The 15,673-nt window shown below is 55.3% G+C and carries 12 protein-coding genes and 1 riboswitch; of the genes, 9 read left to right on the top strand and 3 right to left on the bottom strand.

What is annotated here, in order from left to right:
• Positions 1–326: 326 nt before the first annotated feature.
• From ABG996_RS08320 to ABG996_RS08280, 9 genes are all read left to right on the top strand, one after another.
• Positions 327–608: a DUF2087 domain-containing protein gene (locus tag ABG996_RS08320; RefSeq protein ID WP_055251466.1), complete on the top strand. Its 282-nt coding sequence runs from the start codon at positions 327–329 to the stop codon at positions 606–608.
• Positions 586–1,770, top strand: a complete 1,185-nt coding sequence (locus tag ABG996_RS08315) for an MFS transporter (RefSeq protein ID WP_229055561.1) — start codon at positions 586–588, stop codon at positions 1,768–1,770. Before ABG996_RS08320 ends, ABG996_RS08315 begins: the two co-directional genes overlap by 23 nt.
• A 7-nt stretch (positions 1,771–1,777) precedes the next feature.
• Positions 1,778–2,320, top strand: coding sequence for a hypothetical protein (locus ABG996_RS08310; protein ID WP_196022590.1), 543 nt, complete (start codon positions 1,778–1,780; stop codon positions 2,318–2,320).
• The gene (locus ABG996_RS08305; RefSeq protein ID WP_347478557.1) at positions 2,317–4,098 is read left to right on the top strand and encodes a B12-binding domain-containing radical SAM protein; all 1,782 of its coding nucleotides are present in this window, start codon (positions 2,317–2,319) and stop codon (positions 4,096–4,098) included. Before ABG996_RS08310 ends, ABG996_RS08305 begins: the two co-directional genes overlap by 4 nt.
• 312 nt (positions 4,099–4,410) lie before the next feature.
• On the top strand, positions 4,411–6,411 hold the full coding sequence (locus ABG996_RS08300) for an NAD(+) synthase (RefSeq protein WP_347478556.1): 2,001 nt from the start codon (positions 4,411–4,413) through the stop codon (positions 6,409–6,411).
• Between the two features lie 118 nt (positions 6,412–6,529).
• A complete protein-coding gene (locus ABG996_RS08295; RefSeq protein ID WP_347478555.1) occupies positions 6,530–7,693 on the top strand; it encodes a pyridoxal phosphate-dependent aminotransferase in 1,164 nt (387 codons plus the stop codon).
• Positions 7,694–7,894: 201 nt separating this feature from the next.
• Positions 7,895–8,845, top strand: a complete 951-nt coding sequence (locus ABG996_RS08290) for an L-lactate dehydrogenase (protein ID WP_022094138.1) — start codon at positions 7,895–7,897, stop codon at positions 8,843–8,845.
• 114 nt (positions 8,846–8,959) lie between these two features.
• Positions 8,960–10,120: an Mbeg1-like protein gene (locus ABG996_RS08285; RefSeq protein ID WP_347478553.1), complete on the top strand. Its 1,161-nt coding sequence runs from the start codon at positions 8,960–8,962 to the stop codon at positions 10,118–10,120.
• A 111-nt stretch (positions 10,121–10,231) separates the two neighbouring features.
• Complete coding sequence (locus ABG996_RS08280; protein ID WP_022094136.1) at positions 10,232–11,236, top strand: nucleoid-associated protein; 1,005 nt, start codon at positions 10,232–10,234, stop codon at positions 11,234–11,236.
• 254 nt (positions 11,237–11,490) lie between these two features.
• Here the strand turns inward: ABG996_RS08280 and dapD are convergent, their stop codons facing one another.
• From dapD to dapA, 3 genes are read right to left on the bottom strand one after another with little or no spacing between them, the layout of a single operon-like run.
• Positions 11,491–12,210, bottom strand: coding sequence for a 2,3,4,5-tetrahydropyridine-2,6-dicarboxylate N-acetyltransferase (gene dapD / locus ABG996_RS08275; RefSeq protein ID WP_271741649.1), 720 nt, complete (start codon positions 12,208–12,210; stop codon positions 11,491–11,493).
• A gap of 39 nt (positions 12,211–12,249) precedes the next feature.
• Complete coding sequence (gene dapB / locus ABG996_RS08270; protein WP_347478552.1) at positions 12,250–12,990, bottom strand: 4-hydroxy-tetrahydrodipicolinate reductase; 741 nt, start codon at positions 12,988–12,990, stop codon at positions 12,250–12,252.
• Positions 12,983–15,292 (bottom strand): 4-hydroxy-tetrahydrodipicolinate synthase, encoded by a 2,310-nt coding sequence (dapA, locus tag ABG996_RS08265; protein WP_347478551.1) that lies wholly within the window; start codon positions 15,290–15,292, stop codon positions 12,983–12,985. The genes dapB and dapA overlap by 8 nt, the downstream gene beginning before the upstream one ends.
• A gap of 65 nt (positions 15,293–15,357) precedes the next feature.
• Positions 15,358–15,526: riboswitch (Lysine riboswitch) on the bottom strand.
• Between the last annotated feature and the right edge of the window lie 147 nt (positions 15,527–15,673).

Raw genomic sequence — 15,673 nt, 5'->3', positions numbered from 1 at the left:
TTACGTGATGTACCCATATATGACATTCGAAGACGGTACCGAGGTCGTTCATTCTGACCTGATAACAGATGGGGACATCGAAAAGGTTATCGTGCATTTTGAACGACCGACGGCAGAGGGCTTCGACTCCGCTCGTTGTGAGTTGCCTTCCTGTTCGTGGACTGACTGGGAAGGGCATTTTACTCAGAGTGAAAAACGAGCTTTCGAAGAGTGTTTGAGCAAATCACTTAGATTAGTTCGAGTTTAGTTCGAATATAGAAGCCGAATGAGATGACCTAAAGCGTATGCATTTTTAGTATTAGATGCGTATGAAATGGAGGATGTGAATGGATGAGCTAATAGACTTTAAAAAACGATTTCTCAAGAATGGCGAGCTGGTTTCAATTCCAAAAAAGGAAAGCTATAAAAGAATCATGCTGCTATGGGCCGTCTCTTTCTTTGAATTAAATACAAGTTATACGGAGCTTCAGGTTAATCGTGTGCTGTCACAGCTCTATCCTGATTATGCCGTGTTGAGGCGGTACTTGGTTGATTATGGATTCCTATTAAGGGATGAACGAGGCCTGAAATACGAGGTTAATCGTGATGTTCACGGTATTGAGAGCTAGCCATCCGGTTCGGGTCCTATATATTGCTAGAGGGATAAGCGAAATAGGCAATTGGTGTGCGAATATTGCTTTGCCAATGCTGATTTACGAGGTAACTCACGATGTTTCTGCAACTGCTTTGATGGTCTGCTGCAGATTTGCCCCCTCTCTGTTTTCAGTTGCGCTCGCGCAGCTGCCTCAGAAGATGGGTATCGGGACACTGCAGGCCATGAGATTGGCAGACTTAATTCGCGCGGGATTATTCGTTTGCTATATTTTTGTTGATAGTAAATGGAGTATGTTTGCTATTACGTGCGCGGTATCGCTTTGCCGAACGGTTGAAATGCCCTGCTTTTACTCGTTGTTAAGAGCCAATACGAATAGTATCAATCGCGACGTAATTAATAATTCGTTTGGGTTTCTGCAGAATTTGATGATGGTTCTGGGGCCAGTTGCCGGCGGTTTTGTTGTCGCTCAATTTGGGGCGGAGGCTGTTCTTGCATTAGACGCGCTTTCTTTTGCCGCGTCGTTCTGGTTGCTGCGAGATGTTCCGTCGGTTATCGAGGTTAATGATAAAGAGGGGATAAGCAAAAATGAAAAAAACAGGACTGCATTTAGTGATCTTAGCGCGAAGCACTTGGCAATTGGTTTCCTATTAATCGATATTTCTAGTGGCGTGGCATTCGGCTCTCTGAATTCTCTTTTGCCAGCTATAGCGCAATTGCAATTTGACTCGTCATCGATACAATACGGATTCCTTCAGAGTAGTCTTACAATCGGACTGTTGTTCGGAAATACAATATATGGTCGTTTAATCAGTGGTTCCGATTGCGTTAAATCATATTGTTTTGTGACGTATCTTGCGCTCGGTGCGTATCTGGCGTTTGGCTATCGCTATGCGTCTGGGATATCGTTTATTTTCCTTTTTATCGTCGGTGCCGGAAACGCCATTCAAGATGTGCTTCTCATAACATCGCTGCAGGATTTGGCGAGAGACGGATCTGAATCGATAAGCCTGTTTTCAATTAGGGAGTCTTTGCAATCGGTTGCTGTTGTTATTTCAACACTCCTTGTTTCGCTGTTCACGAGCATCGCGATGTTCTCAATTCTCGTTACAGGACTTGGTGTATTTTCAATTATGATGGTAGTTGTGTTTCAATTGAATTATTTGCGAAAGATGTGACGTTGATATGCCTAAAACGCTTTTAGTATTTCCCCCAGGATGGAGTCCAGTGGGGCCGTATCTTGCCTTGCCTGTTTTGAAGTCATATCTTCAAGAGGTTGAACAATACAAAGTTGACATTGTTGACTTAAACGTGGAATTTTACGATGACCTCCTATCTTTTAGACATGTCGAAGAGTGCTGTAAAAGGTATCGGGAATCAAAGGATTCGTTTAGTTCGAATGTTCAATTAACAATCGAGTTGATACAAAAGTCAGCACTTAATGTTGACGAAGCAAAAGATATTTTCAGATCAAAGAGATACTTTAATCTAAAAGAAAGACAATATGCTGAAAACATTTTTAGAAATGCACTCTATATCATAAATCACGTCTCATATGGAGTTAAATACACGTTCAACTCCATAGATCTGCCCTATGATTATTATTCGACACCAGAAATAATGAAATCGCTTGCGGATACCTTGCATAATCCGTTTATTTCCTTCTATGAAACTGCCTTTCTTAAGCGTATTCAGAGGGAAAAATCGAGTTTATTGGGATTTCGGTGAGCGGCTGTTTCCAATTGATTTCCGCAGTTACGTTAGCGAAACTGATTAAAGAAGAATGTCCATCTGTTAAACACGTCTCATTGGGCGGCAATTACATTACTCGTTTAGCAGATGACTGCATGAAAGAATGGCATCCCTTTTTTGAATACATTGATTCGATAATGATGTATGACGGCGAAGAGCCGCTTGCACGTCTTCTTGAGGCTCTTGACTCTGGTGATGACAATCTCGACTGTGTTCCAAACCTTTGCCATGCTAAAGGTGGAAAGATATATAAAAACCATCGGATTGAGCAAACATTTATCAACGATACAGTTCCCGATTTCGATGGCTTCGCCCTTTCTAAATACTTCATGCCTGAGTTAATATTGCCGGTTTATTCCTCTAGGCAGTGTTTTAATCATTGCGCCTTCTGCACCATTCCCGGTGCTACTGGTGGTTGTTACCGAAAGATGCCCATATCGAGAGTATTTGAAATAATGTGTCGGTTAAATGAAAAATACGGCACGAGAGTTTTCTCTTTTGTGGATGAAACATTCGAAGGCAAAAGAATGGAGCAACTCGCGGATGAAATAAACGCATCGGGAAAAACGTTTTTCTGGCATGGAGAAACGAGGTTCTCTCCAACCCTAAGTACAGACGTTTTCAACAAGATATACCAAAGTGGATGTAGGCAGATTCAGTTTGGCCTCGAGTCATACAACCAAAGAGTTCTTGATCTAATGAAGAAGAACACGAGAGTTGATTGGATTGATCGCAATATCCATGATTGTCTTAATGCGGGTATTCCTGTTCATCTATTCTTTATGATTGGCTTTCCGACCGAAACTAAAGAAGAGGCTCTGAACACCTTAGCTTATACAGAGAATGTTTTGAATTATTCAAAACAGGTATGTGGTGTTCCATATTCCACGAGAGGATTTACGAATTTTGGTCTCGTTATGGGGTCGGATGTTTGGAATCATCCCGATAAGTATGGTGTCTCTGTAATGCCGAAGTCCCAATATGAGGATTTGCGCCTCGAAGTGGATTATGTTTCAGGCACTGGTTTAACTTTAAATGAAGCAAAATCCTTATCTGATGAGCATCATATTGATTTTTATATGCAAGAGGTCATAAACGGTAGCGACACAATTGACTTGCCCCAGCGGCTTCATATTTCAGAGGTGACCTGGATCCTAGATTCTATTCACGCTGTCAGGTATAAGGGACATTTGACCAAAGTAAAGCGACGGCTAACTAGTCTAAATCCAGCTGATCGAATCTGGCTGGATTCCAAGACCTCTGTCGTGCTCGTTGAGCCATTTGCCTACTTCTATAATTCTGAATACCATCATGTCTATGCTGTTTCCCAGTTGGTATACCTTAAGTTGGCCCGTTTATTGGAGGCTGATTGTAGCATTTCTCTTATCCTTGATCAGGGCGATCTCGAGCTGACAAGGGCGATAGAAGAACTGTTGCATTATGGATTGCTGAATACAAATATCGATGCCGATTATGTAATGCACGATAATGGTTTTAAATTGGTTAAAAGTTCGTTTGTGAAAGAAGTCGGACGCTCAAAAGAGGGGTTAAGAGTACTGCTGAGTTGTGCCACCCATAGAATGTGTGCGGTTAATGATTTTTCGTTCGCTTTGCTTTCGCTGTTTGAAAAGCCGATTACTAAGAACGAGGTGCGCGACATTTTGAAAAAAGAGGGACTATCGGCAAACGAGGAGCAATTAAACAAGTTGGTTGATAATTGCATGAAAGCAGATATACTACAATTGATTAGATAGAGGAGGTTTCTGCATGGACATTATTAACAAAGATCTCTTGGAGCAACTGAAAGAGTTTCAGGAAGAGGGCGTCGTGGTAGAAGTGTTCGACTTTGAGGACTACATGGATAAATTCTGCCATTAGTTTCGGAATTTACTCGCCTCGCTTAAAGGAGAAGTCGATTATCGATTTCTCCTTTTTTAATTAAAGATATTTTTGAAATACATGCTCTTAGCACAGGTTGGCCTCTCAGTAAACTGGGAGGTTGCTTTGGCTAGTTAGAGGTATGTGAACGTTCGTTAGACTGAATCTCAGGGTAGAAGGGGCCTCCAGTGTCCAGATCAACAAGGCAATGCTGCGTTTCGGCTAATAAGAACGATGGCTTTTTGCGTGTGGCGGCGGCGTCGCCGCGGATTCGCGTTGCCGATGTCGAGGGCAATGCCGAGGTTGCGCTGGCGGCTGTTCGCGAAGCTGCCGGGCATGGCGTTCGTGCGTTGGTGTTGCCCGAGCTTAATCTGACTGGCTATACCGCGGCCGATCTGTTCCATAACCGCACATTGCTGCATGCTTGCGAGACTGCACTGGCACATATTCTCGATGAAACCCGCGAGCTGCCGATTGTCTTTACCGTCGGTCTTCCCGTTGCGGTTGCCGAGAATATCTACAACTGCGCCGCCGTGTGCTGCGCGGGCGAGCTTTTGGGCCTCACGGCCAAGAAATATTTGCCCAACTATGGCGAGTTCTATGAGCGCCGTTGGTTTGCTCCGGCGCCTGCGGATCCCGTGTGGGTTGAATTTGCCGGTCAGGGTCCGGTCCCGCTGGGCTCGGGGCTTATCTACCGCTGCTGTGATGAGGGAGCCGAGGACCTGGTGCTGGGCGTTGAGGTCTGTGAGGACCTGTGGGTGCCGGCGCCTCCTTCGACCGAGATGGCGCTTGCCGGCGCGACGGTGATTCTCAACCCGTCGGCCTCGGACGAGATTATCGGTAAGGCAGATTACCGCCGCAGCCTTATCTCTAATCAAAGCGCGCGCCTGTACTGTGCCTATGCCTATGCGGACGCGAGCGAGGGCGAGTCCACGACCGATATGGTCTTTGCGGGCGAGAACCTCGTCTACGAAAACGGCTCTAAGCTGGCGGCGACGAAGCTCCTTACCTGCGATATGGCGGTTGCCGATGTTGACCTCGACCGTCTGGTTGCCGAGCGCCGTCGCTCGACGACGTGGACGCGCGCGGACGATGCGCCGGACGCCACGACCGTTGAGTTTTCGTTTGAGGGCGTGCTGGTAGACGAGCCTGTCCTGCGCGATGCACTCGACATTGACCGTGTCTTCCCCCGCGCGCCCTTTGTGCCGGCCGACCATGGTGACCTGGCCGAGCGTTGCGAGACCATCCTCGACCTGCAGACTGCGGGCCTCAAGACCCGCCTTGCCCACACGGGTACCAAGGCTGCGGTCATCGGCCTTTCGGGCGGCTTGGACTCCACGCTGGCACTGCTCGTGACAGTTCGCGCCTTCGATGCACTGGGGCTGCCGCGCACCGGTATCACGGCCGTGTCCATGCCCGGCTTTGGCACGACGCATCGTACCAAGTCGAACGCCGAGTCGCTCGCTCGCGACCTGGGTGTGAGCTTCCGCGAGGTTTCGATCCACGCGGCTGTGGAACAGCACTTCAAGGACATTGAGCACGATTCGGCCGTGCAGGACGTGACCTACGAGAACAGCCAGGCCCGCGAGCGTACGCAGATTCTGATGGACCTGGCCAACCAGGCTGGCGGCTTTGTCATCGGTACCGGCGACCTGTCGGAGCTGGCGCTCGGCTGGGCTACCTATAACGGCGACCACATGAGCATGTACGCCGTCAACGCGAGCGTGCCCAAGACGCTTGTGCGCCATCTGGTGCGCTATGCGGCTGATGTCTTTGGCGGGCGTATTGCCGAGGTCTTGCTCGATATCCTCGATACGCCGGTGTCCCCCGAGCTTCTGCCGCCCACGGGCGATGGCGAGATCGCACAGAAGACCGAGGATTTGGTGGGCCCGTACGAGCTGCACGACTACTTCCTCTACTACCTGCTGCGTTTTGGCTTTGAGCCGGGCAAGATCTACCGCATGGCGCTCAAGAGTTTCGAGGGCGTCTACGACGTCAAGACCGTCCACACGTGGCTGCGTACGTTCTATCGTCGCTTCTTTGCCCAGCAGTTTAAGCGCAGCTGCCTGCCCGATGGTCCCAAGGTGGGCTCGGTGACGCTCAGCCCGCGCGGCGATTGGCGTATGCCGAGTGACGCCAGTTCGCGTTTGTGGCTTGCGCAGATCGACGCGCTCAATCCAATTGACTAAGGTTGGCTAAAATGAACCAATGCGGGGGTTGCAAGCGTTACACTTTTGCAATCTGATGGCCCGTATCGCGCGGCGCTCTTGTCGGAGCGCCGCGTTTTTTATATCGAAAGGTGGCACCATGCAGGCATCGCAGCGTCTCGACCGATTTGGCGCGGAGGTCTTCGCTTCGCTCAACAACAAGCTTCTCGCGCTGAAGGCTCAGGGCAAGACCATTTACAACATGAGCGTGGGCACGCCCGACTTTAAGCCGTACGACCATGTGGTCGAGGCGCTCACGCAAGCAGCCCAAGATCCCGAGATGTGGAAGTATGCCCTGCGCGACCTGCCCGAACTCAAGCAAGCCGTGTGCGATTACTATGAGCGCCGCTTTGGCGTATCGGGCATTACGCCGTCCATGGTGCAGTCGTGCAACGGCACGCAGGAGGGCGTGGGTCATTTGGGCCTGGCCCTGCTCGATCCGGGTGACACCATTCTGGTTCCCGATCCGTGCTACCCGGTCTTTGAGGCGGGTGCCAAGATTGCCGATGCCAAGCTCGAGTACTATCCGCTGGTTGCCGAGCACAATTACCTGCCCTATGTGGCGGGTATCGATCCCGAGGTGGCCGATCGTGCCAAGTACATGATCGTGTCGCTGCCCGCGAACCCGGTGGGTTCGGTGGGCACGCCCGAGGTCTACGAGGAGATCATCGCTTTCGCCCGCGAGCACGACCTACTCATCGTCCATGACAACGCGTACTCCGACATCGTGTTTGACGGCGAGCCCGGCGGCAGCTTCTTGCAGTATCCCGGTGCGCTCGAGGTGGGCGTGGAGTTCTTCTCGCTTTCCAAGTCGTTTAACGTCACCGGTGCCCGCATTGGCTTTTTGGTCGGTCGCGAGGACGTGGTCTCGGCCTTTGCCAAGCTGCGCAGCCAGATTGACTTCGGTATGTTCCTCCCGATCCAGAAGGCTGCTATCGCGTGCCTTAATGGCCCGCGCGATGAGGTCGAGGCACAGCGTCTGAAGTACCAGGAGCGCCGCGATGTCCTGTGCGACGGTCTTGAGGGCCTGGGCTGGGAGCGTCCCAACGCGCATGGCTCTATGTTTGTGTGGGCCAAGCTCCCCGGTGGCCGCACCGATTCGATGGCGTTTTGCGAGGAGCTCATGGAGAAGGCCGGCGTTGTGGTGACGCCGGGCGCGAGCTTTGGTCCTTCGGGCGAGGGACACGTGCGCATGGCGCTGGTCTTGCCGCCCGACCAGATCGCTTTGGCTGTCGAGGCCATTCGCGAGGCGGGCCTGTATTAGAAAGCTATTTCGCCTCGTCAATATATCGAAACCGATTTCGTGCAGTTATTTTACGAATCCTGCAAACAATTTCGGTAAACGGTCGATTTTTGGCTGCGAATAGGAGCATAATCAAAGTCCCGATTGGATGTATTGGGATTACGACAAGCCGCTCGGGTCGTTCCCGGGCGGCTTGTTTGTGGAGTGAGATGGGAGTTTCTAATGGTTAACGAGAAGAAGGTCGCTATTGTCGGCTGCGGTTTCGTCGGTTCGTCTTCGGCGTTCGCGCTGATGCAGAGCGGTCTGTTCTCCGAAATGGTCCTCATCGACGTGGACAAGAACCGCGCCGAGGGTGAGGCCCTGGATATCGCGCACGGCATGACGTTTGCCGAGCCGATGAAGATCTACGCCGGCGATTATTCCGATGTCGCCGACGCCGCCATGATTGTTGTCACCGCTGGCGCTGCCCAGAAGCCCGGTGAGACCCGCCTGGACCTGGTCAACAAGAACGTCAGCATCTTCAAGTCCATTATTCCCGAGATTAAGAAGTCCGGCTTCGACGGCATTCTGCTAATCGTCTCCAACCCGGTTGATGTTCTGACCTATGCTGCCATCAAGATGTCTGGCCTGCCCGAGGGCCATGTCATCGGCTCCGGCACCGTGCTCGACACCGGCCGCCTGCAGCAGATGCTTGGTGCCCACGTCGAGGTTGACCCGCGCGATGTCCAGGCCTATGTCATGGGCGAGCACGGCGACTCCGAGTTTGTCGCTTGGTCCAGCGCTCAGGTTGCCGGCGTTCCGCTGAACACCTTCTGTGAGCTTCACGGCCACTTGGAGCATGAGGCTGCCGAGAAGCGCATCGCCGAGGACGTCAAGAACTCCGCCTACACCATCATCGAGAAGAAGCACGCCACCTACTATGGCGTCGCCATGGCCGTCAAGCGCATCTGCACCGCCGTTATGCGCGATGAGCAGACCGTTCTGCCTGTCTCCTCGCTCATGGTGGGCGAGTATGGCCTGTCCGATCTTGCCATCTCCATGCCGACCGTCGTTGGCCGCGACGGCGTTGTCTGCCGCGTCCCCGTGCCGCTGAACGACGACGAGCAGCATGAGCTCACCGTCTCCGCCAAGGCCCTCAAGGACATCATCGACAGCGTCGACTTCTCCTGCTAAATCAAGCTCGCTAGAGCGAAAAGCTACAATGAAGGCGTCCGGGTCCACACGGCCCGGGCGCCTTTTTGGTGCAAAGTAACCTGACTCCAATGCACCATAGTTGATGGGAGGGCCATGTCGGATTCGCCTAATTTTTTGACCTATGTCCAGACGGCGTTTGATCCCTTTGAGGAGCGGCCGTTCTGCGCGGTGGATAGCCTGGTCTTTGCGTGGTTGTCCTATTTGCGCTTGCCGGGTGATATGGCGGGGCTGACGAACTGGCAGGGCCTAGACGTACGCGAACTGCTGCGTGCCGAGTGCTACCGGGACATGATTGACGACTTGTGGGACCCAGAGGGAAGCAGGGCCTTGTTGGAGGCCGTGGCAGCAAATCCCAGATACCGCGGCGTGCACGTTTGCGGCTATCGTGCCGTGAGCGATGTGGTGGCGACGGAGCAGTTTGCAGCCATGGCGTTCCGGTTTCCGGCGGGGTTTAGCTATCTTTCCTTCCGGGGGACCGACAGCACGATTGTGGGCTGGAAAGAGGACTTTAACATGGCGTTCCGGTGTCCTGTGCCGGCCCAGGAATCCGCGGCGCGTTATGTGGACGAGGCGGCGGATGCGATCGACGGGCCGCTTTTGTGCGGAGGTCATTCCAAGGGCGGAAACCTTGCGGTGTACGGTGCGGCGATGTGCTCCGATGTCGCCCGTGAGCGAATCGAACGGGCGTATTCCCATGATGGTCCAGGGTTCGTCGAGGAGTTTCTGAACGGCAACGCCTTTGCCGATCTTTCCGGTCGAATCGACAAGACGCTACCTCGGTCGTCGATCTTCGGCATGATGTTCGAGACACAAGAGGACTATGCCATCGTTGAGAGCACCGAGTTCAGCCTGCTGCAGCACAATCCCTTTAGCTGGGTGGTTGATGGTTGCGACTTCGTATACTGTGAGCGCCTGTCCGCCGGTGCTCGATACGTTGATGGCTCCATTCGCGAGATGCTGCTTGCAGTGTCACCTAGCGAGCGCGAGCGTTTTGTAGATACGTTGTTCTCCGTGTTTGAGGCTACGGACGCCGAACGGTTTGCGGATATCGCAGGAAATCTGCGTGAGAGTCTGCCCGTGATGCTCCAGGCTGCGCAAGGCTTTGACAAAGATACGCGACGCTTTATCTCGCAGACCATCGTGGCGATCCTTAAATGCGCACTGTTGCCCAAACGACCCCAGATCGACGTGCCCGCTGCCGGCAAGAGTTTGGCAGAACAGCTCGAGGCTTGGCAGTCCGAGCTCCTGCGCTAGCCATTGATACAAAGCAACCTGTCCCCGATGCGCCAATCTTCGATGCGCCTGGGGCGGGCTCGACCGCTATACTGGTTCGTGCCGAAATCGATCTAGAACGGAATGCCGTATATGAAAATCAATCACGCGATTCTGCATATCCTGGACTTTGACTCTGCCGTCAACGTCATGAGCCAGCGAGAGCTCGATATCGAGAGCCGTACCGTGCGCAACTTCGTGACCACGCATCTGCGCCGCGCACGCACCTCGGCCGACAATAAACGCGCCACGTTTGCCGAGAACTCCGCATTCGGCGGCGAGCTCAAGGGCTATTTCTTTGGTGAGCGTGAGTTCGTGGACCTGTCTCAGCAGATTGCGGAGTTCATCTCTTCCGAACTTACCAAGGCCGAGAAAGCCGAGTCCACTGACGTGCTTGTGGCGGACTTTGATGACGATGAGGATGCCCGCTGGTTTGCCGTGATGCTGCTGGGCTCCAAGCAGGCTTTTATGCACGAAGTGGGCCGCGAGGAGGGGGAGGTGCGCAACGACATCGCGCGCCATTACGCCATTTTGCCAAATCCCTCGCAGAAGGTGCCGAGCTATGCCATCGTGCGCGCGAGCACCATGGAGATTGGCTATGTGGACAAGAAACGCAAGATTGCCGGTGAGGACCGTATGCTTATCCCCGATGGCCTGCTGCAGTGCGACACGGGCGTGTCGGGCAAGGAAGTCATCGATACCGTGACGCGTGTGGTCGAGGAAGTCGCCGAGGAGCACGGCGCCAACACGGCCGTGGCGCTCGCCAAGGTTAAGGCCGCTGTGGCCGAGAAGGTTGAAGATGACGAGGAGCTGCCGCCTTGGGATATCGTCGATGAGGTCTTTGAGGACGAGCCGGTCATCAAGGAAAGCGTGCGCGCGGCACTGACCGAGGAGAAAGTTCCCGAACGCGTTCCCGTGGAGCGCAAGCAAGTTGAGCGCGCGGCCGTGCGTAATCACAAGATCCGTACCGACACGGGTATCGAGATCAGCTTCCCGGCCGAGATGGGTTCGAACTCCGAGTACATCGAGTTCGTCAACGAGCCCAACGGCCTCATCTCCATCGAGCTCAAGAACATCGGAAGTATTGAGAATCGATAAACTGCTCTTGGACGTTGCAAAAAACAAAGGCCGAAGCCTTTTGGGACTTCGGCCTTTTTTGTTTTCGGCTTGGTTGCTGACATTGCGCCGCAGGTTGAGCGTACGTCAGCGGAAACGCCCCTAGGCGAGCAAGGTGACGTGAAAGAGGAGGGAAGCGTACTTCGGTACGCGACCGACGATTGAACGTCAGATTGCTCGCCTAGGGGCGTTTGCAGCGTCGAGCTGTTACGCGGTTTGGCAAAACCGCGTAACTTCTACAGCTGGCGCAGGCCCTCTTCCAGGCCGGTCTTGCTGTCGGTCTTCTCGTCGCGCATCTTGATGACGCGGGCGGGGACACCGGCCACGACGGCACCGGCGGGGACATCCTCGACGCACACGGCGCCGGCGGCAACAACAGCGCCCCTGCCCACGCGCACGCCCTCCAGGACCACGGCGTTGGCGCCAATCATAACGTCGTCCTCGATGATGACGGGCGTGGCGCTGGCGGGCTCCACGACGCCTGCCAGCACGGTGCCGGCGCCGATGTGGCAGTTCTTGCCCACGGTGGCGCGGCCGCCCAGCACGGCGCCCATATCGATCATGGAACCCTCACCAATGACGGAGCCGATGTTGATGATGGCGCCCATCATGATGACGGCGCGATCGCCGATCTCGACGCGGTCGCGGATGATCGCGCCCGGCTCGATGCGAGCGTTGATGCCCTTAAGGTCGAGCATGGGCACGGCGGAGTTGCGGCAGTCATTCTCGACATCGTAGTAGTCGATGGAGTCGGCATTGGCATCGAGGATGGCCTTGAGCTCATCCCAGTCGCCAAAGACGGTCTTGCCGCGACGGCCGCCGTAGACATGTGCGTCGCCCCAGGCAACCTTCATGCCGGGCTTCTCGCGCACGTACAGCTTGACAGGTGTCTTTTTGGGCGCGGTGGCGATGTAGTTGATAATCTCCTGGGCATCCATCTCGGCTGCGTTACTCATATGCTGTTTCTCCTTTTCGTGGATACGGTTGATACCTGGTTAGGCAAACATGACCTGGTCGAAGGTGTAGAAGCCGGGGTCGCGGGTGACGAGCTTCTGCGCGGCTGCCAGGGCGCCGTTGACAAAGATCTGACGGCTCGTGGCGCGGTGGGTGAGCGTGACCTCCTCGTCCTGGCCAAAGAAACCCACCTCGTGCACGCCGGCGACGGTGCCGCCGCGCAGCGAGTGCATGCCGATCTCCTTGGGATCGCGCGCGCCGCACATGCCCTCACGGCCATAGACGGGGTGGTAGCCTGCCTCGGGTTCAGCTTCGACGACGGCGTCGAGCAGTAGCTTGGCAGTGCCGCTCGGGGCGTCGACCTTTTGGTTGTGGTGCGTCTCGACGATTTCGCAGTCAAAGCCGGGCAGCTCGCGTGTAGCCTGCGCTACCAGATGGCGCAGGGCTGCGATACCGATGGAGTAATTGCCCGAGTGCATAACGCGGGTGTTCTGGCCCAGCTCACGCAGGCGGTCCATCTGCTCGGGCGTATAGCCCGTGGTGCCCGAGACCAACGCGGCGCCCGTGCGCTCGACATAGGCGACGACGGCATCGAAGGTCACGACGTTCGAGAAGTCGATGATAACGTCGGCCGCCGGGGCGCTCTCGAGCTCGGACAGATCAAAACCGATCTGGGCGACGATATCAAAAACGGGCTGACCGGCGGCATCAACGGTGCCCTCGGCGGTGGTGCGGATGAGCGAGCCCGTGCGGCCCGTTCCCATAATGACGGTCTTAATCAAGCAGACCAGCTCCCTTCAGAGCATCGGTAAGTGCGGCTCGCGTGTCGTCTGCCATGGGGCACAGCGGCATACGGTAGTTTGCCTCGATCATGCCCATCTGGGCGAGCGCTTCCTTGACGGGGATGGGGTTGACCTCGCTAAAGAGGGCATTGATGAGCGGCTGGCCGGCAATCTGGATATCGCGGGCGCGTGCCACGTCACCGTCCAGATAGGCGCGGCACATGTCGTGCACGAGCTGCGGCTGAACATCGGCCCACACGCTGATGGTGCCCGAGGCGCCCAGGCTCATGAGCGGTACGGTAAGCGCGTCCTCGCCCGAGTACATGCGGAAGTCGTCTGACAGCAGGTGGGCGATCTTGGCCGCGTAGGCGACGTTGCCCGAGGCCTCCTTAATACCCATGATGTTGGGGTGCGCGGCCAGGCGTTCTACGTTGCGCTCGCTGATGCCGCAGCCACAGCGGCCGGGGATGTTGTACAGGATGCAGGGGATGTCCACGGCATCGGCGACGGTCTTAAGGTGCTGATAGATACCCTCTTCATTGGACTTGTTGTAGTAGGGGGTGATGAGCAGCAGACCGTCGGCGCCCAGGCCCTGATAGGTGAGCGACTTGGTGAGCATGGTCTGCGTGGAGTTGGAGCCCGAGCCGGCAATAACGGGGACGCGTCCTGCAACATGCTTGACCACAGCGGCGACGACGGAGTTGTCCTCGTCGTCGGTCATCGTGGCGCTCTCGCCGGTGGTGCCCAGGGTGAGGATGGCGTCGGTGCCGTTTTGCAGGTGGAAATCGATAAGGCGCTCGAGTGCGTCAAAGTCGACACTGCCATCCTTTTTAAACGGCGTGACGAGGGCGACGATTGAGCCCTCGAGGTTGCGGATGTCCATGTTCTTCTCCTTCGCCTCCGCGATCTGGATGCGTTTGTTCCATTGAGCTGCGACTGCCAGGCGCTCGTCTTCGGCGCGACGGCGGGCACTTTCGGCGCGCGACTTGGCCAGCAGCTCTCGGCCGCACGGCAGCACGTCGAGCGTGGCAAAGTAATCGCCCGGGCGCTCGGCGCGGCGGATGAGGTCGGCCGCGCCATCGGGGCGCAGCAGGACCTCGGCCGAGCGCAGCCGTCCGTTGTAGTTGTAGCCCATGGAGTAGCCATGCGCACCGGTATCGTGGATTACAAGCAGGTCACCCATGTCGATATGCGGCAGCTTGCGATCGATAGCAAACTTGTCGTTGTTCTCGCATAGGTTGCCCGTGATGTCATAGGTGTTCGTGACGGGCGCCGTGGCCTTGTCGGCGCCGCCCGGCTGACCCATCACCGTAATGTGGTGGTAGGCGCCATACATGGCAGGGCGAATCAAATCGACGGCGCTTGCATCGACACCGATATAGTCCTTGTAGATCTGCTTCTCGTGGATAGCCTTGGTGACCAGGCAGCCGTAGGGGCCCATCATAAAGCGGCCCATCTCAGTGCAGATGGCCACATCGCCCATGCCGGCGGGAACCAGGATCTCGTCGTATGCCGCGTGTACTCCCTCGCCGATGGCGTGAATGTCGTTGGCCTGCTGCTCGGGCAGGTAGGGGATGCCGACGCCGCCGGACAGATTGATGAAGGCGACGTGTGCGCCGGTCTCGCGCTCCAGGCGTACGGCAAGCTCAAAGAGGATGCGCGCGAGCTTGGGGTAGTAGTCGTTGGTGACGGTGTTGCTGGCAAGGAATGCGTGGATGCCAAAGTCCTCGGCGCCCTTGGCCTTGAGCATGCGGAAGGCCTCAAAGAGCTGCTCGGTGGTCATGCCATATTTGGAGTCGCCCGGGTTGTCCATGATGCCGTTGGAGAGCTGGAACAGGCCGCCTGGATTAAAGCGGCAGCTGACCGTCTTGGGGATGGGCCCCGCAACGCGCTCAAAGAACCCGATGTGGCTGATGTCGTCAAAGTTGACGATGGCACCCAGCTTGTCGGCGAGCTCAAAGTCGGCAGCCGGTGTGTCGTTGGACGAGAACATGATGTCGTGTCCCGTGATACCCAGTGAGCGGGCGATCATGAGCTCGGTATAGCTCGAGCAATCGCAGCCGCAGCCGTATTCGTTGAGAATGGAGATGAGCGCCGGGTTGGGGTTGGCCTTGACGGCAAAGTATTCCTTAAAGCCCGGGTTCCATGCAAAGGCGTCGCGTACTTCTTGCATGTTGCGGCGGATGCCCGCCTCGTCGTATAGATGAAACGGCGTGGGGAACTGCTCGACGATATGCTCGAGTGTCTCCTTGTCCACAAACGGCTGCTTGGCCGCATATGCCTCGTTGGGGGTCAATGCCATGTCCCGTAAACCTCGCTATCCAGACGGCGCCATCTGCGCATCGAATCCGCATAGCGTGGACCCAATGTCCGGATAGCGCTCCCGCATTGCTGCAGACAGTCCTGTGGGTGTTTCCCACAGGCCCACCAGGTTGTTCGTGCCCGAAAAACCCAGTTCGGCGGGTTTCGCCTCCCCACGGGGTCAAAGTCTGCCGACTCGCCCGTGGCTCTTCGTGCCCGCGCCTCTATCAAGTGGTAAAGACCCTATCACGTTGCACTTTACCAAACAAGAGTATTCGTATATAACGTTTAAAAAATGCAGTAATCCTTGATTATCAACTTTATCCGAACACCTCCCACATTCATCCGCACATGTGCGGATGAATGTGGGAACCCGATACCT

Source organism: Collinsella aerofaciens (assembly GCF_039836695.1).
Lineage (GTDB): Bacteria > Actinomycetota > Coriobacteriia > Coriobacteriales > Coriobacteriaceae > Collinsella > Collinsella aerofaciens_BD.
The sequence above is the reverse complement of the archived record's forward strand: the minus strand, read 5'-3'. Positions and strand labels throughout refer to the sequence as shown.